16 protein-coding genes are annotated in these 22,728 nt (G+C 44.2%); 7 read left to right on the forward strand and 9 right to left on the reverse strand.

Annotated features, from left to right (window positions below; genetic code table 11):
• Positions 1-58: 58 nt before the first annotated feature.
• The 5 genes from M4S28_RS09585 to M4S28_RS09605 all read right to left on the reverse strand — a co-directional run bounded on the left by M4S28_RS09585 (position 59) and on the right by M4S28_RS09605 (position 4,904).
• The gene (locus tag M4S28_RS09585) at positions 59-1,876 is read right to left on the reverse strand and encodes a bifunctional molybdopterin-guanine dinucleotide biosynthesis adaptor protein MobB/molybdopterin molybdotransferase MoeA (protein WP_249631706.1); all 1,818 of its coding nucleotides are present in this window, start codon (positions 1,874-1,876) and stop codon (positions 59-61) included.
• Positions 1,876-2,460: a molybdenum cofactor guanylyltransferase MobA gene (gene mobA / locus M4S28_RS09590; protein ID WP_004733776.1), complete on the reverse strand. Its 585-nt coding sequence runs from the start codon at positions 2,458-2,460 to the stop codon at positions 1,876-1,878. Before mobA ends, M4S28_RS09585 begins: the two co-directional genes overlap by 1 nt.
• Positions 2,438-3,157: an energy-coupling factor ABC transporter ATP-binding protein gene (locus M4S28_RS09595; RefSeq protein WP_004733775.1), complete on the reverse strand. Its 720-nt coding sequence runs from the start codon at positions 3,155-3,157 to the stop codon at positions 2,438-2,440. The genes mobA and M4S28_RS09595 overlap by 23 nt, the downstream gene beginning before the upstream one ends.
• Positions 3,158-3,167: 10 nt before the next feature.
• Entirely contained in the window at positions 3,168-3,866 is a 699-nt protein-coding gene (locus M4S28_RS09600) for an ABC transporter permease (RefSeq protein WP_017068184.1), read from the reverse strand.
• A 231-nt stretch (positions 3,867-4,097) separates the two neighbouring features.
• Positions 4,098-4,904, reverse strand: a complete 807-nt coding sequence (locus tag M4S28_RS09605) for an ABC transporter substrate-binding protein (RefSeq protein ID WP_017077255.1) — start codon at positions 4,902-4,904, stop codon at positions 4,098-4,100.
• A gap of 303 nt (positions 4,905-5,207) precedes the next feature.
• On the opposite strand from M4S28_RS09605, the gene M4S28_RS09610 reads away from it, so the two are divergent.
• From M4S28_RS09610 to M4S28_RS09620, 3 genes are all read left to right on the forward strand, one after another.
• Positions 5,208-6,671, forward strand: a complete 1,464-nt coding sequence (locus M4S28_RS09610; protein WP_249631707.1) for a sigma-54-dependent transcriptional regulator — start codon at positions 5,208-5,210, stop codon at positions 6,669-6,671.
• Positions 6,661-8,688: a sensor histidine kinase gene (locus M4S28_RS09615; protein WP_249631708.1), complete on the forward strand. Its 2,028-nt coding sequence runs from the start codon at positions 6,661-6,663 to the stop codon at positions 8,686-8,688. Before M4S28_RS09610 ends, M4S28_RS09615 begins: the two co-directional genes overlap by 11 nt.
• Before the next feature lie 285 nt (positions 8,689-8,973).
• Positions 8,974-10,593, forward strand: coding sequence for a methyl-accepting chemotaxis protein (locus M4S28_RS09620; RefSeq protein ID WP_249631709.1), 1,620 nt, complete (start codon positions 8,974-8,976; stop codon positions 10,591-10,593).
• Between the two features lie 134 nt (positions 10,594-10,727).
• On the opposite strand, the gene M4S28_RS09625 is transcribed toward M4S28_RS09620, so the two are convergent.
• Complete coding sequence (locus M4S28_RS09625) at positions 10,728-11,615, reverse strand: mechanosensitive ion channel family protein (protein ID WP_004733762.1); 888 nt, start codon at positions 11,613-11,615, stop codon at positions 10,728-10,730.
• Position 11,616: 1 nt separating this feature from the next.
• Entirely contained in the window at positions 11,617-13,962 is a 2,346-nt protein-coding gene (locus M4S28_RS09630; protein WP_249631710.1) for an ATP-binding protein, read from the reverse strand.
• Positions 13,963-14,413: 451 nt separating this feature from the next.
• On the opposite strand from M4S28_RS09630, the gene M4S28_RS09635 reads away from it, so the two are divergent.
• Positions 14,414-15,997: an ABC-F family ATPase gene (locus M4S28_RS09635; RefSeq protein WP_017077249.1), complete on the forward strand. Its 1,584-nt coding sequence runs from the start codon at positions 14,414-14,416 to the stop codon at positions 15,995-15,997.
• A 187-nt stretch (positions 15,998-16,184) separates the two neighbouring features.
• Here M4S28_RS09635 and M4S28_RS09640 read toward each other — a convergent pair whose 3' ends face one another.
• Complete coding sequence (locus M4S28_RS09640; protein ID WP_249631711.1) at positions 16,185-18,074, reverse strand: methyl-accepting chemotaxis protein; 1,890 nt, start codon at positions 18,072-18,074, stop codon at positions 16,185-16,187.
• 336 nt (positions 18,075-18,410) lie between these two features.
• Positions 18,411-19,250 carry a formate dehydrogenase accessory sulfurtransferase FdhD gene (gene fdhD, locus M4S28_RS09645; RefSeq protein WP_249631712.1) on the reverse strand — a complete coding sequence of 280 codons (840 nt, stop codon included), beginning with the start codon at positions 19,248-19,250 and terminating at the stop codon, positions 18,411-18,413.
• 366 nt (positions 19,251-19,616) lie between these two features.
• On the opposite strand from fdhD, the gene M4S28_RS09650 reads away from it, so the two are divergent.
• The 3 genes from M4S28_RS09650 (at position 19,617) to M4S28_RS09660 (ending at position 22,721) form a co-directional block, all read left to right on the forward strand.
• On the forward strand, positions 19,617-20,081 hold the full coding sequence (locus M4S28_RS09650; RefSeq protein WP_004733736.1) for a DUF3305 domain-containing protein: 465 nt from the start codon (positions 19,617-19,619) through the stop codon (positions 20,079-20,081).
• On the forward strand, positions 20,071-20,760 hold the full coding sequence (locus M4S28_RS09655) for a DUF3306 domain-containing protein (RefSeq protein ID WP_249631713.1): 690 nt from the start codon (positions 20,071-20,073) through the stop codon (positions 20,758-20,760). Before M4S28_RS09650 ends, M4S28_RS09655 begins: the two co-directional genes overlap by 11 nt.
• 299 nt (positions 20,761-21,059) lie before the next feature.
• Positions 21,060-22,721 carry a 4Fe-4S dicluster domain-containing protein gene (locus M4S28_RS09660; RefSeq protein WP_017087794.1) on the forward strand — a complete coding sequence of 554 codons (1,662 nt, stop codon included), beginning with the start codon at positions 21,060-21,062 and terminating at the stop codon, positions 22,719-22,721.
• Positions 22,722-22,728: the final 7 nt, after the last annotated feature.

A 22,728-nucleotide genomic window follows, 5' to 3' on the forward strand; every position in this document is an offset into this window, starting at 1 on the left:
AAGGTCCGCTAAGTCAATTAAAGATCTGGTAAGTCAACTTAGCTGATTAAGCTTTGAATTAAACGCGCCCCTGCAGAGGAATGATCGTTACCGTTTCACCAACTTTCACGGTATCAACCGCTGGTGAGATTTCGATTAAACAGTTTGCTTCGCTCATTGAACGCAGGATACCTGAACCTTGCTTACCCGTCGTTTTCACTTGAAGCACACCCGATTCATTCATCGAGAACACACCACGGCTGAACTCGGTACGACCTTGGCGTGAACGCAACTGTTCGGTCGCTACCGCGTTCGCTTTAACTGGTGTCCAGTTGGTTTGACCTTGAAGCTTGCGGATCGCTGGCTCTACAAAGTTAATGAACGACACCATAACGGCAACTGGATTGCCCGGTAAACCGAAGAAAGGTTTGTCTTCAATTTTTCCGTAAGCAAGAGGGCGACCCGGACGCATATTGATACGCCAGAAGTTGATTTCACCCAGCTTATCTAACGCAAGCTTGATGTAATCCGCATCACCAACAGATACGCCACCAGAAGTCAGAACCATATCGGTTTCAAGCGACGCTGAATGCAGCACATCCATCATCTTCTGTTCATCATCTTCAATGATGCCGTAATCAACGATGTCACAACCCAGCTTTTGAAGCATGCCGATGATAGTAAAACGGTTCGAGTCGTAGATAGAGTTTGATTTTTGCTCGCTGCCCGGAGCTTGAACTTCGTCACCCGTAGAGAACACACCCACTTTAACTTTACGCAGAACAGGGCAGGCACCAAAACCTAACGACGCCATCATGCCCATTTCTGGCGCTTCGATGCGTGTGCCACGTGTAAAGACAGGTTGGCCGATTTCTAAATCTTCACCAGCCATACGGACATTTTGTCCAATTGAGATTTTCGCACCTGGGAAGCTAACCTTATCGCCATCTTGAACGGCTTGTTCGCGCATTACAACAACATCAACGCCTTCAGGCATTGGTGCACCCGTCATGATCTTAACAGCTTCACCTTGTTGAACGGTTTGCTCGTAGCTGTGACCAGCCATAACTTCAGCAACCAGTTGGTAACTATCCAGTTCTAAATCTTCACTACGAATTGCGTAGCCGTCCATTGCTGAGTTGGTGTTTTGAGGCACATTGATTGGCGAGATTACATCTTCAGCCAAAACACGACCGTAGCCCTGCAATAGTTCAACACTCTCTGTGAGATCGAGCGCGTCAATGCTATCAACAATCTTTTGTTGGCCTTGAGTAACGGTTAAACCTGCAGGAGAGAACGAATCACAACACACTGCGGGCGCAGCGTCTTTTGAAGATGAGCATGACACGGCTTTGCCTGCTGTTGAGGAAAGGTCAAAGGACTGTGCGTAATCGATGATGAAATCACGAATCGCTTCTAAGTCGCTGATCGCCATTTGTGGCAGCTCTGATTCAACTTGGATGTCTGCCGCGATAGCAATAATGTTGTTATCATTCGGGTACAACCAAGGTTTACCGACTTCATCTCTGTGCAATTCAATTTTAGGGAAGGCGATGTTTTTACAGCCTTCGACCAGAATCAAGTCCAGCGTGTTGGTATCGAAACGTGTCAGAAGGTAATCAAAATTAGCTTCGGCTTCTGGCGTTTCTGTCATCATCACGTGACGATTACGCGATGCAATCAGCATTTGGTTTGCGCCCGCTTTACGTAAACGGTAGCTGTCTTTACCCGGCTTATCGACATCAAAATCGTGGTGAGCATGTTTTAACACACCCACTTTTAAACCCGCATTAGTCAGCAGAGGCAGTAACGCTTCAAGTACCGTTGTTTTACCTGTCCCGCTATAAGCAGCAAAGCCCAATAAAGGAAGGTTAGGGCGTTGTTTAGAATCTTTCATTATTGAAGCGTTCCGAATTGGGTGAGTTCTTCTGGCGTGTTGAGATTGACAAAGCAGTTAGGAGAATCGCTGAAATCAACGTATTCGGTAACACATTCTTTGTATAGCAAGATGATTTTACGATCACCACGTTCCAAAAACGCTTCTAGCTTTGGCAGAACACGTTTGTGGAATAGGGTGAATACAGGTTGCTTAAATTCGCCATCATGCGCGACAAGAATGTCACTGTCTTCTTTAACTGCAGAACAAAAACGCTCAACAAGGTCGTCACTGATTTGTGGGCTGTCGCAAGGGACAAAGCCGACCCAGTCTGTGCTCGCGTTTTTAAGGCCAGCATGAATGCCGCCCAATGGACCTGGATAGTCAGGGAAGGAATCGGAAACAACCGGAGCAAATGCTTGGTAACTGTCTAAGTTACGGTTGGCATTGATGGTGATGCTGACATCTTGTTGTGACAGCTTGTTTATAACGTATTGAATAAGCGGAGAACCGTTGAGCTCAACAAGTCCTTTATCTTTTCCGCCCATGCGGCTGGCCTGTCCGCCAGCCAAAATAACCCAACTAGTTTGCGTTGGAAGCAGCATAAATATTCTCTTGTGCTTTATCTTTCTGAATAACTTGCAGAAGCGGCGATTCGGTCAAAGTATTGTCTTTGATCCACCATTGCTTCTTACATAAGTCGGTTAACGCGTTAGTTTGGTGACTAGTGATGACTAAACTCGCGCCTCTTTGAAGAAGATCTTCGGCCATTATCACCAATCTTTCAATAGATTCTTTGTCTAAAGAGGCACTTGGTTCATCCATAAGCAAGATTGACGGCTTAAGAATCCAGGCTCGTGCCATTGCAACGCGTTGACGCTCACCACCAGACAACACAGAAATGTGTTCATCTGCCAAGGTTTCTAAACCTACCATTCTCAGCGCATTAATTATTTGCGCTCGCTTATCTTTTTGGCTCTCTTTGTTAAAGCGAATGCCATAAGCGACATTTTGGTACACCGAACCATCAAAAAGATAGGGGGTTTGATGCAGGTAGATAATGTCTTTGAACTTGAGCCTAGGGAATAAGATCTGCTGCCAGCTTTGTGTTGGAGACTGAATGCGGCCAGAGCTTGGCTGAATCAATCCAGACAATATTTTAAGTAGGGTCGTTTTACCCACACCATTATCTCCTTTGAGATAAATGGCATCGTTGGGGCCGATCGACAATTCAGGGATATGGAACAAAACACGCTCTTTGTAGCGCATTGAAATTTGCTGCGTTGTTATTTTTATACTCATGACAGCGTTCCTAAGTTCTTAAATAGCCTTTTCCTCTCACACTGGAAAGGAAAAAGTTAAGGGCTAATGCCAATGCTAATAACACCATACCGAGGGCGACGCCTTGAGCGAATGCGCCTTTGTGGCTTTCCATAGCGATAGCTGTTGGGATATTTCTTGTCATCCCCATAATGTTGCCACCGACCATCATTGAACAACCAACCTCAGTGACGATACGAGAGAAGGCAGCGATAGTTGCCGCTAAAAGAGGGAAGCGTGTTTCCCAAATTAAGGTACATGCCACACGTGTGGTTGATACACCAAGCGTGCGCGCCGTTTCAACCGCTCGGCGGTCACTGGCTTGGAGAGCGCCGTGCATCATCGCGACTAGGATTGGGAAACAGATCAGCATCTGACCTAGAATCATCGCCTTTTGGGTGAACAGTAATTCCCAATCACCGAGTGGGCCAGAACGAGAGAGCATCATGTACATCAACAAACCGATAACCACGGTTGGGATAGCTTGCAGGGTGTTGATCACCGATAACAATGCCCACTTCCCGGGGAACTCGGTATAAGCCAATAAGAAAGCCATAAGGATTGCAGGAACAATCACTAATGAGATGGCGGACAAAGATACGCTGAAAGATACCGCGACGATTTTCCACAATTCGTGGTCAAAACTCACTAGTAGGTTCATTGCATCAATCGTTGTTTGCCATAGGGTCATGAAGTATCTCGTGTGAATCGATAATAGGTCTTTATCGGTAATGACTGATGTTAATCATAGCTGACACAAACTATTTGAGCTTGAATTGGCCAGCTATTGTTTTTAAGAGTGCTTCGTTAACTGTTTAGCTAAGTGTAGTGCTTGTTGGTTTTGACTACACCTTCAATGCTACGCTTTACTTACAACCAACGACTCATTGCTTACAACCAACTGTTCTGCGCTCGCAACAAACTATTCTGCGCTCGCAACAAACAGCTGTTTGCCGTGCAGTTTAAAGTCGTTAATCAGTTTCTGACCTTTAGGGTTAACCAGCCAATCACTGAATACTTTCGCAGCTTGATAGTTGATGCTCGGGTAGCGTTCTGGGTTAACAAGAATCACTTGGTAAGGGTTAAACAGGTTCTTGTCACCTTGGAAAAGGATTTTAAGATCCAATTTGTTTTGGTAAGCCAACCAAGTACCACGGTCTGTCATGGTGTAGCCTTGCATCTCTGACGCCATGTTCAGAGTAGGGCCCATGCCTTGACCCACACTGCGATAACCACCGAAGTTTGGTTCCATTTTAGTTTGTGCCCAAATACCCATCTCTTTCTTATGAGTACCAGAGTCGTCACCACGAGAAACAAAGGTCACGTTATTGTTCGCGATTGCTTTGAACACATCAGTCACTGCTTTTTGAGATTCAATCTTCGCTGGATCGCTTTGAGGACCAACAATGACAAAGTCGTTGTACATCAGCTTGCGAGGTAGAACCCCGTAACCTTGTTCAACGAAATTCGCTTCAGCCTTTGGTGCGTGAGTCATCACTAGATCTACATCGCCATTCTCACCCATGCGAAGTGATTTACCTGTACCCGCCGCTAGAACATCAACTTTGATACCAGAATCTTTTTCGAACTCAGGTAATAAGTAGTCAAGTAGACCAGAGTGGTAGGTACTTGTGGTGGTCGCCAATTTGATATGGGTGGTGTCTTCCGCGCTGCTAGCCGTGTAACTGACGATAGATAGAGCTGCAATAGTTAGGGGAATTGCTTTCATTATTATTATGTCCATTCTGTTATAAATGAATGACATGCCTTTAGTATTAAAGGGCTCAAAAAAGGGCATGTGCATAAGACGCTAATTGTTGTAATTAGAAATCTACACCTTACAAGCAAACTTAATGCCAATAAATCATGCATCAGGTCTCATTAAATTGCTGTTATTTCGGACAAAACTGCGTCATTTAGCCCTCTAAAATGAATCAAAACATGAGCTAGGACAAAATGTCGCACATTGTCCCTGTTGCACAAAAGGTTAATTGGTACACTCTGTCCCAACTTTCCCCACCGGCTAATCATTATGTCTTTACCTAGTTCACCTGCACCCAACCTCAACCCGAACACATTGACTCAATATCAAGCGTTTTCCGTCTTGGTTGTGGATGATGAAATGGGTATGCAGGCTATTTTAAAGAAAGCACTGGGTAAGTTCTTTGGCAAGGTATCGAGTGCAGGGTCGGTTGAAGAAGCCGAAATACTGCGTTCGAGCGAGCATTTTGATCTCATTGTTCTTGATATCAACCTGCCAGGTCGGTCTGGTATTGAGTGGGAAGAGGCGTTTAACGACAACGACAAACGTGCCGATGTGATTTTCATGACAGGTTATGCTGATTTAGAGATGACGATATCTGCGCTTAAGCTTGGCGCTTCAGATTTCATTCTTAAGCCGTTCAACTTAGAACAGATGATACAAGCTGTTCTGCGTTGTATGGATAAGCGACTTGACCAAAGAATGCAGTACGCGTTGAAGCGCGATGTTAGCCGTCATATCAAGACCGAATTGATCGGCAATTCAGACAAGACTAAACAGCTTAAATTGCTGATCAGTCAATTTGCACCGTCAAGAGCATCAGTTCTTATAGAAGGTGAGTCGGGTACGGGTAAAGAGTTAGTTGCTCGTGGTGTACATGAAGCTAGCAAACGAACAGGGCCATTCGTGCCAATTAACTGTGGAGCGATTGCGCCTGAGCTTTTAGAAAGTGAGCTATTCGGGCATACCTCTGGCGCATTTACCGGCGCGAAGAAAAATCGTGAAGGTCTGTTCAGAGTCGCAAGCGGTGGCACCTTGTTCCTTGATGAGATCGGTGAAATGCCACTGCCAATGCAAGCTGCGCTGTTACGTGTGTTAGAGCAACGTACTATTCGTCCAGTTGGCAGTGAGAAAGAGATCGCTGTCGATGTACGTGTCGTCGCAGCAACAAACCGAAACCTTCAAGAAGAGGTCGATAAAGGCCACTTCCGTCGCGATCTGTTCTACCGACTCAATGTACTTAAGATTGATGTTGTGCCATTGAGAGAACGACCTTCTGATCTGATAGAGCTTGTTCCATACTTCACTCGTCTTTTATCTAGTGAACTGGGTATGCCGGTTCCAAACTGGGCACATGAAGATATCTTGGCAATGAATGAATACGAATGGCCGGGAAATATTCGCGAACTTAAGAACTTAGTCGAAAGATGCATTCTTTTAGACAAGCCACCAGCACACTATTGGCGCGAAGTGAATGGTGATCCAGCCCCAACCAGCATTTCAGTGACGGTGTCACATGGCGCGGAAATACCAAACTTGAATAATGTAGACGCAGCTGAGGGTTACCCGAACACTTGGACACTCAAAGAAGTAGAAAAATCTCACATAGAACAACTGGTGAGTTTCCATGATGGCAATAAATCTGCAGCTGCGCGAGATCTCGGTGTGGCACGTAAAACACTAGAGCGTAAGTACAAAGAATGGAACACAGAAGGCTCTGAATATGCCGATTAGACGTCATTGGTGGACAAAGTGGGCGTTCCGGTTCAAAACCATGGTGCGTTATCGCCTGCTATTTCTAACATCCGCTCCCATCATTCTTACCTTATGTGCGCTTGTCGCTATAACACTGTATTGGTCAGTACATTACACGTGGCAGGGTGCTCTGATTGATGTCGATGAGCGTTTGGATGTTGCCGACAACAGTATCCATCTAATTCAGAACCAACAGGCCTATAACGTTCAAGCATTTGCTGAGTCTTACAACTTCCGAATCAAACTCACGAGCGATATTTCGAAAGAAGAGCTCACACGTTGGGTTTCTGAAAATAAATCTCGCTATAAACTCGATTTTCTACGCTGGCGCAGCGTCGAGAGCATGGAGAAAAAGCTTGAATACCTCAACCTGACACACAAAGAATCGTTCTTTAGTGTATTGAGCCAAAACGAACTCAACGATTTAGACCAAAACCTTGCCAGGCAAGCCGAAGTCCCAATGCTCAATAGTCAAAATGTTGAAACTCGGGGTTTAGTTAGCCGTACCGTTGTGTCGATTCGTGACAAGAATGATCACGTGATTGGTTTTCTTGATGGCGGGATCCTCCTTAATAACAGCACACAGTTGGTTGATCAGATCAGCAATCTCATTTATCCGCAACGCGAGGGGTTCAATCGTCGTATTGGCACCGTTACTGTGTTTCTTGATGACCTACGTGTCAGCACTAATGTACCGTTGAGCAGCGAAGAAAGTGCAGGGCGCGCAATTGGTACTCGTGTTTCTCACGAGGTTCATTCTAAAGTATTGAATGAAGGCAAAGAGTGGCTAGATAGAGCGTATGTTTACGACGCTTGGTACATCACTGCGTATCAACCGATTCATGACCAATTCGATAACGTCATCGGCATGCTCTATACCGGTTATCTGATTTGGCCATTGGTGGAAACGTACTTAACCAACCTTGGTGAAATCAGTATTACGATTGTGTTGTTGTTACTGGCTTCTGGTTTGATCGTTCACCGTGGTGCGCGTGATCTTTTCAACCCAATTGAACGCATTCACAAAGTGGTGAAGCTAGTCCAGATGGGGCAAGACAAGCGAATTGGTACTCTTGGTTTGAACGATCAACACGAGCTGACTTTGCTCGCTAAACAATTCGATAAGATGTTGGATTTGCTGCACGAACGTAATCAAGAGATCCAACAAGCCGCCTCAGAACTCGAATGTAAGGTTCATTCTCGTACTGCTAGCTTGAAAGAGAAAACCGAAGAACTCGAACTGCATATCAAGCTGTTGAATCAAGCTCGAGACAAGCTGGTGGTCAACGAAAAGTTAGCCGCGCTAGGCGAATTAACCGCGGGCATTGCCCATGAGATTAATAACCCGACAGCGGTAATTCTTGGCAATGTAGAGTTGATGAAGTTTGAACTCGGTGACGAAGTCGCTCGTGTAGACGAAGAAGTCCACGCTATCATGGAACAGATTGACCGAATCCGAAATATCACACGAAGCCTGCTTCAATACAGCCGTCATGGCGGTGTACAAGACGAAATTACGTGGCAACATATCAATCCAATAGTGGATGAAAGTATTACGCTCGTAAAAACAGGCGCGAAAAAGAAAGGCATTGTCTACGTATCACAACTGCATGCTAAAACGTCTGTGGAAGTTAACCGAAACCAACTTTTGCAGATTTTGGTTAACCTACAGATGAACGCGATTCATGCCATGGACGGACAGGGCACATTGACTATCTCAAGTGAAGACTGGGTGGAGAATGGCGTGTCTCATGGTGCAATCGTTCATGTTGAAGATGAAGGGTGTGGTATCAAAGAAGAACAATTGAAACGCATCTTTTCACCTTTCTACACCACCAAACGTGACGGTACAGGCTTAGGCTTATCAGTATCTCAAAGTATCTTGAGCCAAACGGGCGGTGAGATACGTGTCGAATCAGAAGTAGGCAAGGGAAGCCGCTTTAGTATCTACCTTCAGCAAAAAGCGACACCACAGTTATTGGTCTCAAACCTATAACTTTTTAGCTTTAACCTCGAATCGAATCCAACCATATTATCACCTGATAATATTTCTACTGCGTTTGGGCTGTTACATGAACGTTTCAGCCCAAGCACGAAAATCCCGCACTACTAAACTATCGCCAACTAAATCTCAACCTCTGCCTGTTTGACGAGTACCTCTTTTTGAATATGTAACACAGTGTATATCTTTTGATCTTGATGCATATCATCTGAACTGTACGGATTTTTGATACATTGACCCCAAATTCATAATCAAAAAATATAATAAAGTCAGTCAGCTATGAAATTAAGTAATCTATCTATTAAATCAAAACTTATCTCGATCGTCATTTTATCGGTTGTTCTATTGGTAATGGCGTCATCTTTCAACCTAATGCAACAACGTGAAAGCTCAATGCAAGAGCGCCAAGATAAACTCAGTGCTCAAGTCGAAACCGCGGTCAGCTTAGCGAGCTACTATTACAGCCAACGTAACGTACTCGGTGAAGAAGAAGCAAAGAAACAAGCGCTGCAAGCAATTGAAACGCTTCGTTACGACACCACCAATTATTTCTGGATCTTAAACCAACAACTCAACGTTGTTATCCATCCATTAAAACCTGAACTCAATGGCAAGAACGCAGGTAACTTTAAAGATGGTGCAGGTAAACACCACTGGCGTGAGATGGTGAACATTTCACGTACCCCAGAGGAGAAAGGGTTTCTTGATTATCAATGGATGAGCCCGCAAGGTGAACTCAAAGACAAGATCTCATATGTACAGCTATTCCCTGAGTGGAATTGGATTGTAGGCTCGGGAATCTTAGTTGCGGATATTCAAGACGCTTTCTATGCATTAGCGCTCAAAGAGGGACTGGTCGCGGTTGTATTATCAGGCCTGTTGTTTGCTATGGGCTACGCGATTTCTAACAATATCCTTGTGCCACTTAACAAGCTTATCGACAACACCCATAAGATTGCAGATGGGGATCTTCGTGTACGCATGAACATGACACGCAAAGATGAACTGGGCGATATGAGTAATCAAATTGATACCATGCTCAACAAGTTACAAAGCACGCTTCGTACAGCGAATGAATCAGCAGGTTTATCCAGCAATATGGCGAGTCACATTGCACAAGCCAGTGAAGAGGCTGCGACCAGTGTTAACTCACAGCATGCACAGCTTGAGTTGCTATCGACAGCGATGACAGAAATGAGTGCCACGATTTCTGATGTCGCTGTGAATGCTGAAAATACTGCCGCAAGCACCAATAAGGTTGTTGAGCACGCAAATCAGAACGACCAGAACATGCAAGTAACGTCTAAAACCATATCTCAGGTGTCAGAAAACATTTCGACCGCGAATGATCTCGTCAGAGACTTACAATCTGGTGTCACAGAGATAAGCCAAGTGGTGAGCGTGATACGTGATGTATCTGAGCAAACGAACTTGTTAGCGCTTAATGCGGCAATAGAAGCAGCCCGAGCAGGTGAGCAAGGAAGAGGGTTCGCGGTAGTCGCAGATGAAGTCCGTAACCTCGCAAGCCGCACTCAAAACTCAACCAATGAAGTTCAATCGACGATTGAAAAACTGACTCAGCAAGCCGAGCGTACCTTTAAAGCAATGCAAAGCAGCAATGAGAAAGTCGATCACAGTGTTGTCGCGTCTAACGAAACACGCCAACAACTCGATGTGATTGTGAATGAGCTTCACAACGCCAACGACATGGTCGCACAAATCGCCGCCGCATCGGAGCAACAAAGCACGGTAGCAACCGAAATGAGTGAAAGTGTCACAGGGATTCATCTGGCGGCTAACGAAGTATTGCAAGCTTCACAGTCGTTAGCTGAGGATAGCCAGAAAATGGCCAACACTACAGAACACCTTACTGATCAGTTAAAGTACTTTAAGGTCTAAGCGAAAACCTCATAAAAAAACACCTCCGCACTTGAGACAAGTTCGGAGGTGTTTTTGTTTGTAGATGACTGGATTGTTAACTTGCTCAACAAAAGAAGCGCGTTAAGAAAAAGAAGCGCGTTAAGCCAACCTTGCTAATGTGCAGTTACTGAAATCTTCGGAGGGTTGATATTGTGCTTTCTAAACTCTTTCATCACACGCAAGGTAATATCGGTTTCAAACAGCTTCTCATACGCCGTGTCGACCACATAGGCCTTACAAGTTAACTGTATCGCCAAGTAATTATCCGTGATCGTCTGTTTGACCAGAACCGTAACAGGCTTCGGCAAGTGGATGTAACGACTTGAAGACGCCGCTTCTTGAATCAAGTCTCGAGCTAGGGTGATGTCTTCATTCATACCGACATAAAATGGAATCACCACCTGCATATCCAGCGCGCCATAGTTACCACTGGTCGTTACTTCGTTTAAGAACTTGTTGTTCGGGATCGTGATGATGTCATCGTTCAGGGTTCTCATTCGAACAGAACGCAAACCAATGGTAATGATGTCGCCATAGTTACCTTCAAACGTGACGCGGTCACCAACTTGAAAAGGTCTGTCAATCATCACAGTGATACCGGCGATGAATGATGCTGCCAAGTCTTTAAGCGCAAAGCCGACCGACACGGCGAGGGTACCACCAATCAAAGCCAGTATTTGATCGTTGATTCGAAAGCTCATCATGAACACGATAAGGCCGGTGCTCACGTAAATAAAGAATTGAGTAAACGACTGCAGTTTCTGTAGCAGCATTCGATATTGCACGAACTGACTACCAAAACTGGTCACCAACGAATTGATGAACTTCAGTAACAACCACATTGCGGCAATAACGATCATGGAGAAGAACACACCGCTCCAACGCACCAAACTCGCAATCTTTGAGATGTTTTCTACGTTAGCTAACTCTTCCGTCGCAAAGGTCGGGAAACTGACAGCACTTGCCAAGCCAACAAATAGTAGGATAAATAACTTCTTCATTTTACTTCACCAGTAGATGTTGACGGTCGAGAACGTTTGTAATGTGGCGGAACCAGTGCTCAGAAATTCGAGCCTTTTCTTCATGCCAACCAATATAACCACGGCTTTCAAAATAACGTAGAATCCCGGTTATCTCTGCAATGCTCAGTTGAGTACATTCAGACAACACTTCCGGAGAAGCTATTTCCAGTTGCACGATAGAGCGAAGTACAGCCAGCATAGGTTTTGGCATGTTCTCGAGTTCCTGCGCTTCAGGAACATGGAACAAACGTACCACGGCTTGATCTGTCTCTTTATTTCGGTTCAAAGAGAGCCTAAAGAATCGCAGCGCAACGGTAGGGTTGCCATCAGAGTAGTGCCACAAGATTCGATAGAAACCTTGGCGTGCACGTTCTTCTTCACTCATGTCATCTTGGTCCCACTGCTTAGGGACAACTAAACCATCAAACGATAACGGCTTTTCAAGTTCCGTATTGATACGGCTATTTAGAAGATCACCGACTTGTTTTTCTGTCCAACGTGGTAGGAAACACACCAAATCAAACAGCAGACGCTCACCACGCGCTCTATCAACAAATCGCCAGCTTGATTTGGCAATCGATATCACGACACGGTGATTCTTTTTAGAACGACGCAGTAGGTTGGTTAAACGAATCAAATCAGACAGGCCACCGACCATTGGCTTAACCAATCGTTGGGCATTATCAATCGCAATTAAGTACGTGGTGTTACTTTTACGTAGGTGCGCCAAGATCTGAATCTCAGTCGCTTCTTCTTCCAAGCCGATGCTCACGGCTAGATGCGCTAAGAGCTCTTGGTAACCCGCGTAAGGGCAACTCACGTAAACAGGCTCTGCGTTGGATACTTTATGCAGCAAGGTATAAAGCAGCGTTGTAGCGCCCACACCACGTTCGCCTGAAACAATACAAATAGCAGGGCTGTCCGACATCAAATAACGAGAGAGTTGCTTAACCTCATCGCCCGCGTAATCAATTAAGGTGCTATCGATATTACCCGGCAGAATGTACTCATAGGTTTTGTCTCCTTTGATTCGAACCAAGTTTTGTTGGTTTTTATCAAGATCAGACTGCTTAGCCACTTCGATTCGAAAGAGATAAGCTAAGGCCTGACTAAACAACGTGTAACTAGAAAGCAATGCCATGATTCGATGTTGGAAGTTGTAAACACTCAACCACACGATTCCAATTGCCGTCGCCAGTATATTAAGTAAGAAGGTTTCCTTACGGTTTACCGCCCAGTTAACCCACACCGGACGATCAGAGATGTGTTGCAGCGTATCGAAGACTTTCGCTCTCCATAATCTAAGTACCGATATCGTGACCAGCACAAACCAGAAAAACAGCGCACTGTAGATCCAGCTATAAATGGTACCTTTACCCAGTGTGATGCTCGATATCTGCAAAGTCAGACCGGCAACAATAATACTCCAAACATAGCGACGAATCGTCGATAGTCTCAGCGCGATGACTTCTTGATTTGATGTGCGACCCAAGCGATACGCAAATTCAAGAATAAAGCTGATAGCAATCGAACCACCTAGAATCCACCACGTGAATATTTCTAGGAAAATCAGGTGCTGCAGGCTAGGGATGCTAGAAAGCACTCTCAAAGAAAGTGTGATGGCGATTAACCAAGCAATCGCACGCTCAGCGCGGCTGATATACCAAATCACACGAACCAGAAAAGGAGGGTTCGTTTTCGCTTCGAGAAAGTTAACTCGAAACAACTCAATCAAGCGAGTGCTGTTGGCAAGCCACCATACTAAACCGAAGTAAATGAACAGCACCTTTAGAGAAGCCCAAATGACAGGCACTGGAGAAATAAAAATGTCTTTAACTAATGCTTTAAAGCTACGAATTTGGAAGTAAACAAGATACTCAATATTGAGCTTGGTTAATTCCCACTCTTGTTTAAATTGAGTCACGCCGTATGGGCCAAAACCGGTTAAGCGCTCTTTATTCGCGGAGTTTGTCTGCTCTAAAAGATGCTGTTTACTTACGTTCAAGCTATTCAAAGTGACGTAGCTCGTTTGCACGGCAAACCATTGATCGGCGTCGTTGTTATCTCTATAGGCTTTTACCTGTTGCTCGAAGGTTTTGATTTCCAGCTTTTGAACTCGCAGAACTTCGGCAAGTAAAATGTTGACTTGGCGTCTGTCCGACTGCTCCATAAAGAGTGGGTCAGGTAGGGAACCAATACGCTTATCCAGATCTACAGCAGTATTAGAGACCTGAGGCTGAGATTGTAAGTCATATTCCAAGTTGGCATGACTCGGCCAAGAGAGAATGGCTAAAGTGAAGATTAAGAAGCGCGAAAGTGAACGCATAAAAGTCTCTTAGAATTATGAGGTTAGGATTACTATAGTTAGTTAATCTTACTTTGTGAAATCCAACCCCGTATCGGGGGCGAGTACTTTATTCCCGTTTTGGCTGATTTTGTCATGAAATTGTCAGAGATTAGGCTGATCTTGCCTATGTCTGTTGTTGCTTTGATCGGGTTAGTTTTACTGTGACCAATCAGCATACGATATATTCAATGGTTGGCATGATTTGGGACGTTATATACCGCCCATTATGGGGTGCTGTTCGATATTTTGTTTTTCCTGAAAGTAGATGGTTTTTTAACGACAAATAGACAATCAAAAATGTGAGTCAGCTCAAACTATGATTTGGCTAGGTTATCACTCACTTAATGGCGAGTAATTGCAATCAAGACTTGCAGTTAAAGCCCCGAAGAAGTAACGTTGCGGCGTTTTTCACATTAAAAAGGTAACGGCATTGATCTCCACAGCAAATATCACCCAACAATTCGGCGCTAAGCCACTTTTCGAAAATATTTCAGTTAAGTTCGGCGAAGGCAACCGCTACGGTTTAATCGGCGCGAATGGCTGTGGTAAATCGACGTTCATGAAGATCCTTTCTGGTGAACTTGAGCCAAGTGCTGGTAACGTAAGCTACGATCCAAATGAGCGCGTTGCTAAGCTAAACCAAGACCAGTTTGCTTATGAAGAATTCACGGTAATCGACACGGTTATCATGGGTCACAAAGAGCTTTGGGCGATCAAGCAAGAGCGTGACCGTATCTACTCTTTGCCTGAAATGAGCGAAGAAGACGGCATGAAAGTGGCTGATCTTGAAGTTCAGTTCGCTGAAATGGACGGTTACATGGCAGAAGCGAAAGCAGGTGAGCTTCTTCTTGCGGTAGGTATTGAAGAATCACTGCACTTCGGTCTAATGAGCGAAGTAGCACCGGGTTGGAAACTTCGTGTTCTATTGTCTCAAGTACTGTTTGCAGACCCGCATATCATGCTTCTTGACGAACCAACGAACAACCTGGACATGGACACCATCAAGTGGTTGGAAGATACGTTAAACCAACGTAACTGCACAATGATCATCATTTCGCATGACCGTCACTTCCTAAACTCAGTTTGTACACACATGGCTGACCTTGATTACGGCGCACTTCGTCTGTTCCCTGGCAACTACGATGAGTACATGACAGCAGCGACACAAGCTCGTGAACGTCTACTTTCTGATAACGCGAAGAAGAAAGCACAAATTGCTGAACTTCAAACGTTCGTTTCTCGTTTCTCTGCTAACGCATCTAAAGCGAAACAAGCGACATCTCGTGCTAAACAGATCGACAAGATTCAACTAGATGAAGTAAAAGCGTCTAGCCGTCAAAACCCATTCATCCGTTTCGAACAGTCTAAAGAGCTATTCCGTAACGCACTTGTGGTTGAAAACCTATCTCAAGGTTTTGAAGAAGACCTATACAACAAGTTCGATGCGATTTTCGAAGTAGGTGAGCGTGTTGCTATCATCGGCGAGAACGGTGTGGGTAAAACAACACTACTTAACACACTAGCGGGTGCCCTAGAAGCGCGTACTGGTGAATATAAGTGGTCTGAAAACTCAAACATCGGTTACTACGCTCAAGATCACGCACATGATTTTGAAGAAGATCTAAACCTGTTTGATTGGATGAGCCAATGGCGTCAAGAAGGCGAAGACGAGCAAGTTGTTCGTAGCTTCCTAGGTCGTATGCTATTTGGTCAAGACGACATCAAGAAGTCGGTAAAGGTTATCTCTGGTGGTGAGCAAGGTCGTATGCTTCTTGGCAAGATCATGATGCACAAACCAAACATCCTGCTAATGGATGAACCAACGAACCACATGGATATGGAATCTATCGAAGCGCTTAACTTGGCTCTTGAGAACTACAAAGGCACATTGTTCTTCGTATCTCACGACCGTGTATTCGTAGACTCTCTAGCGACTCGTGTTCTTGAAATCAAAGACGGCAAGATCAACGATTTCCGCGGTACTTACGCTGAGTTCTTGAAAGCACGCGCTTAGTAAGCATTAAACATGAATACGTAATACAACGTTAGTACGTATCCCTGATTAAAAAGGCCTCTATCTTAATGAATAAGATAGAGGCCTTTTGTTTTTCATATCAGTTTTTTATATCAATCTCTTTGTATTAAAAAACGTCGAGTGGTTGGTCGCAAATACCTTTACTCATCAATACTTACACTGCTCATTAATACTTAAACTGCGCGACAATCTTCTCAAGCTTCACACTCACGCTCGATACTTGTTCACTGCAACGGACAGACCCAGATACCACGGTATGAGTATCACTGGCTAAATGAGCGATATCGGTAATGTTCCGATCGATGTCCGCTGAAACCATGGATTGTTCTTCAGACGCCGTCGCAATCTGGCTGTTTAAGTCGAACATCTCTCCAACCTGAAAGTGTATCCCTTCAATCGCATTTACCACATCCTTGGTTTGATGCTTAACTAATCCTGTTTGCTCTAAGCTTACCGACATCTTAGCGACCGTTTTTGCTATTCCAGACGTTAGGCCATGAATGGTCGATTCAATTTGATGGGTTGAATCGTTAGTCATTAGCGAAAGCTCTCTGACTTCAGAGGCCACGACTGCAAACCCGCGTCCATGGTCACCAGCACGTGCAGCTTCTATCGCTGCATTTAGCGCGAGTAGGTTAGTTTGTTCCGCAATGCCTTGAATCGTAGTAACGACCTGATTGATTTCGCGACTCTGATCTTCGAGCTGAACAATTAGGTTTTGAGACTCTGCAATATTGTCGGCTAGCACATTAATGCTGTCATTAGTTGCGAGGGTTTCTTGCAACGCCTGATGTGCATTGTCTTTGATCTTCTCAGCGTTCATCGCTGCGTTTTCTATGTTCGCCGTCACTTCATTACTGGTCATCACCAGCTCATTAACTGCCGTCGCTACAGATTCAGATTGTTGCTTCTGCTTCTCAGCATTACTCATACTTTTGATTGCCGCTTCTTCAGAACTACATGAACTATCGGTCAGCACCGTCATCACGCCGGATAGCTCTTTGATGTTACCGTGCAGTTTATTGATGAAGGTATCGAACGAGTGAGCAAGTTGTGCGAGTTCGTCATTGCCTTTGGCATTCATGCGAACGGTTAAGTCACCATCTCCACTGGCGATTGATTCCATCATCACGTTTATCGCTTTGATTCGCGCAAGTATGTTGCGACCAATGAACACCAACAATAAAGAGAGCAGAGCGACGATGGCGGCACCAAACAGATGCAATGTATTTTTGGTATGTGTACTCGCCGTTGTGATGGCTTGGCTTATCTCGGTTTGTACCGTTTCAATAGCTTGTTCTGTTTTGTGGACGTTGCTACGTAAGGCGCCTCTAAGACCGAGTTCTGCCGACAAGCCTAAATTGGTGTTAGCCAGAAGAAGCGTTTCAACCGCAGCTTTGTAATCCGAATAGGCTTGCTCTGTAGCAACCGAAGTTTGAGAGTAGGGTTCAAACTCTTTAAGAGCATCAGCTAACGCCATATGTGTTTGGTCATTAATATGAGCGAGATAGTGGAAGTCTTTTTCAATCAACTCCAACAACGCAAGCTCTAGAGCCAAACTCGATTCAGATTCGATCGCTGATTTTAACGCGGTTCTTTTGCCATCTAACGCAGCGACAAAACCTAAAGGCGCGGTCGTACGTTCAATGTTATTTACTTGTTCGACAATTTGGTGAAACTGCTTTTGATATTGATGAAGAGTGTCCGAAATCCGTGTCATTTGGTCGGATAAATGAAGCTCGTATGAAGCTAGAGTTTGGTTCAAAGTCACCAATCGTTGATTCAGGGTGTTGGCGGTGTTGTCGAAGCGTTCTGCGTATTTGATATCGTGGCGAGATAAGAAATCTTTTTCGTGTCGCCTCAGGGTGAGTAGGTCAACAGAGCTCCTCAAGTTTTCAGTGGCAGCACGTTCCAAGGATTCAAGCTTATCTAAGCTAAACTGCTCGTAGATGGCATAGATAAAGACTGAAACAAACAGGGTGAGGTTGATTAGAATGAATTTACTGCGTATTGAAAGAGACAGCGAATGACGCTGAGGTTCCGATGGATTACTCATGGTTAATTCCCTTTAAGCCAGTGACGTTGATATTCATATTTATTTTGTAATTAACAGATTTATTTAAATGATGAATATGTAACTAATAGCTTATTAAGTTGTTAAAGCAAGATTCGTTTACGACTAAGGTCGAGGGAGCCGTTATTTATCTACAAGCAAAAATCAGTGGGCACCGTTGATAGAAACCTCCAAGCTATATAGCTTACTAGGCATATCTTGAAATAAACTTTGAACAAATAAAAAATGCCGCTCATCAAGGTTATGAGCGGCATTGTTGTTTAGCTATATCGTTCGCCTAAAATCAGCTTTAATTAGGCATGAACAGGGCTTTTGAACCTAGCTTTCAGATAAAGCTTGTTCACCTTTTACATCGAATTCAATCTTCTCTGCGCCAGTGAACACTTGGAATCGCAGGCCTTTAGCGCGAGCAATGGTCGTGATGCCAAATTGCTGAGCCAAGTCTAAGCCCATTTGCGTCACGCCAGAACGTGATAGCAAAACAGGGATACCCATCTGAGCAACCTTAATCACCATCTCAGACGTTAAACGACCTGTGGTATAGAAGATCTTGTCTTCACCTGACTCTTTGTTAAGCCACATCTCACCAGCCAATGTATCAACGGCATTGTGTCGGCCAACATCTTCAACAAACGATAGAACCTTGTCGTCTTTGCAAACAGCGCAACCATGTACCGCGCCAGCTTTCTTGTACGTGTCGTTGTAATGAGTCAGTGCTTCTAAAGCCGTGTAAATTTCAGTTTGCTTAATTTTGGTCTGAGGCACTTGGTAATCTTCCAACTGCTTCATCACGTTACCAAACATGGTGCCCTGACCACAGCCAGAGGTCACCGTCTTCTTCTTAAGCGCTTGCTCAAGTTGGCTCGTATCTTCTTTGGTGATAACCGCTGCAGAGCTGGTTTCCCAATCGATGATGATAGATTCAACCGCTTCAGGGTCAGAAAGGAAGCTTTGGTTCTTCAAATAACCCAAGACTAAAGATTCAGGGCGCGAGCCAAGCGTCATCAGGGTTACGATCTCTTTCCAGTTCAACATAACGGTAAGAGGGCGTTCACAAGCGATCTGTTTGGTTAGCTTCTCACCATATTCATCAAACACTTCAACTTCGATTGTTTGAAGTGGGTTTTCACTAGTTTTTATTATGTTTGGTTTTACCACAGTCACGTCCTACTTAATGAGATAGCGATTTTAAGAGATAAGAAGTTAACAAGAGGGTCTAACGCCGTTCTTGTTCATCGATTCTTTAACTCATGCTTAAAGCAAATCTTATTCCAAAATAACGGGTATTCAGGAAAACATGAAGCATTCGATTAAAATAGCGCAAAATATGAGAGTTCACCGAGTGGAGTTGTCTGAAATAACCAGTATCGACTAACGTTATAGTGACAACTTGATAACGATATAGATACGCTCTCGCAGTTAATCCGTATTGGCGTGTTTATTGCTTTATGGGGTGTATATGATTGCGCACAGTACAAAATGTCCTAAGTGCATTCAGACCAAAGAAAATCAATTGGGTGAAGTATGTCTGAGATAAAAGAATTCAAAGAACAATATGAAAAAACAGAAGCAGCTTGGCCAATCGGTGTCCAAAGAATAGAAAAAGAGATCAAAACAGGTATCTGGGTAACTACTCAATGGGAATTGACGGGGTTTGAACTGTCGCCAGAAGACGATGCCCAAGACGTTTGTTTACTCCAATTACATAAAGACGAGCGTACAGACTATCGTTTCAACCTAAGCTCTCAGCAACCTAAGCTTTTCTTAGTGATGGATAATGTCGATTCTGGTGTCAAGCCAGTTATTCAGTTACTTACAGCATCACAAACCGTTGCAGGGCAATACATGGACGGTGACAACCAAGTGTTGTCTTACGATATTCCTTTGCCCGTACAGGCTTGGATGGAAGCCTTCATCGGCCGTCATGGTGAATTGCTAGAAGCAAGACGTAAGAAACGTAAAGGTGCGGGTAGATCTAATGGCAACTAACTTCTTTAGCCGTTGGTCTCAACGAAAGCTTGACGAATCCACTGACGAACCTTTGGAAGTAGAGCAAACACTGGAAGCACCAGCACTCACTTCCTCTGATTCTTCATCTTCTGAGATTTCGCCTGCTGATCTTTCGTCTGAAATGGAAGCAGCAGCGCCTCAGTCTTTAGAGAGTGATGCTTTAGAAACCAATGAAGAAGTTCATGCTTCTGACGTTCAAGATCCCGCACCAGAAGCCACTGAAGACTTGTCTGTTGCTCAATTATTGGTATCAGAAGCCTCAGAAAGCGTAAAAAAAGCCGCATTGCGTAAATTATTCCTTTCCGAAGAATTCAATGTTCGTGATGGTTTAGATGATTACGACGACGATTACAGTAATTTGAAGTCTCTTTCTGAAGGGGTGGCGGAAACCTTGCGTGATTGGGTTAAAGACAAAACGGAAGAAGACACTACGCCAGAAGAAGACCAAGTCATTGATAGTAAAGATGAAAGTGAAGTTTTAGAACATTCTGAAAGCGATCTTGAGGTATCTGATAATGAATTTGAAACGTCAGAAAGTGCCGAAATAACCGAACAAGAAAAACAACTGTACAAAAACACAGTATCAGATGATAACGCTACAATGTCAGACGAAGCTGACCTGAAAGAGATGGGACAAAATATACCACACAAAGAATAGGTACATTTTGACTAAATACTCAATGAACCGCTTGAGACAAAATGTCCCAAGCGGTTTTTTTATACGCACAATAAACGCTATAAAGGATTAAATTATTGATATATAAGGCTTATTAAATTGGCATGGCATTTGCTAAATAACGTTTATTATCAACTTTTTTGTAGATAGACGAATTCATAGTCTGACGAGCGGGACACTGGCTAAAGGGTTAGTTGTTAACGGATTAGTCAGCAAGTTCTCTATCGCTTACTACAATGAAGGTTGAACAGATTATCCATGTCCAAAGATGGAACTGAGCAATGCTTAAACAATTATTAGAACAAGCAACTTCAAATAACGCTAAAGCAAGACTGTATGCATTTGAAAATACAGTTGAGTTAACAAATCTGATTCCACCTACTGTTAGCTACGAAAGCGGCGGTAATACTCTTGTTATTGGTCCAACTGCGATCATTGAAAGTGCTGCGGCTCAATTACCTCAATTGACGAGCTTAACCTTATTGTCGACAGACGGCGAAAAGGGCAAAAACCCAGAACTGTACTTCGCGAATTCGGTTCAAGTATCCGGTTTCCTTGGCACGTTTGAAGTTGTGATTGAGAGTAAAGGCACATCAAGCAACTTGGCGAAAATCGCGATTAATCACGATTGTTTCGATGTTGTTCTAGACCTATGTCTGAATAGCTGCATGACAGAAGAAGTGCCTGTACCGGGTTATTACCCAGTAGGCCGTGGCTATCCAAAACTGGCCGAAGCACTGGAAGAGATTCCAACGCTAATGGGCACATTTGATAAGCCTAAGTTCTTCCGTTTAGACACTGACCTTTGTGCGCACAGTTCTCGTGGCGTAAAAGGATGTGAACGTTGTGTTGACGCTTGTCCTGCTGGCGCACTATCAAGTGAAGGCTCAGACAAAACAGGTCACAAGATTGAGATTAACCCTTATCTATGTCAAGGCGTCGGAACTTGTGCAACAAGCTGTCCTACAGAAGCGATTACCTATGCGCTTCCAAACCCTGACGATACTCAAAAGTTCATTGAACGTACGCTAGCTAACTATGAACATGCGGGCGGTCTGGATCCAATCGTACTTATCTGTAGCTCTCGTCATGAGACTTACAATGTAATGGCGCTAAAAGCACTACCAGATAACGTTATTCCAATCGTTGTTGAAGAACTGCCTTCTATTGGTATTGATACTTGGTTTGCAGCGCTAGTGAATGGCGCAACCCAGGTTCTGTTTGCTGCTTCTCGTTTTATGCCAGAGACGATCATTCGCGTTCTGAATAACGAAGTCGGGATTGCTCAAGAGCTACTAGACCAAATCGGTGTTCCAAAAGAAACCATCGATATCCTGTATTTAGAGTCTCTACGTGAAGGGCCTCCAACACTGTGCGTTGATTCTTTCGACCTTGCACTTGGCGATCTTCAAGGCAACAAACGTCAACGTCTATTCACTGCACTCGATGCTATGTCTTCATCTCGCATTCCTGTCGAGAATATCGTTGAACTTCCTTCGAATGCACCATACGGCACGGTTTCGTGTGAAAGCAAAGATTGTACGTTATGCATGAGTTGTGTTGCGGTTTGTCCTACACGTGCTCTTCATACCGACGGTGCTTCTCCATCACTTAAGTTTGTAGAACAAGACTGTATTCAATGTGGTCTGTGTGAAAAGGCATGCCCTGAGAATGTTCTCACTCTGACACCTCGTATGAATTGGGTGAAAGAAGAACGTCAACAAGCGGTTGTGATTCATGAAGAGAAAGCGGCGGAATGTTTACGCTGCCATAAGCCATTCGCTCCACAGTCTATGATTGACATGTTGCAGAATAAGTTACGTGGTCACTCTCATTTTTCAGATGAAACTGCGATTAATCGTATTGCGATGTGTGAAGACTGTCGTGTAGTGGACATGTTCGATTCAATGGCTCAAGACCCATTGAATCAATTGAAATACTAGGAGTTGG

This window comes from Vibrio sp. J383, from assembly GCF_023503985.1.
GTDB lineage: Bacteria > Pseudomonadota > Gammaproteobacteria > Enterobacterales > Vibrionaceae > Vibrio > Vibrio splendidus.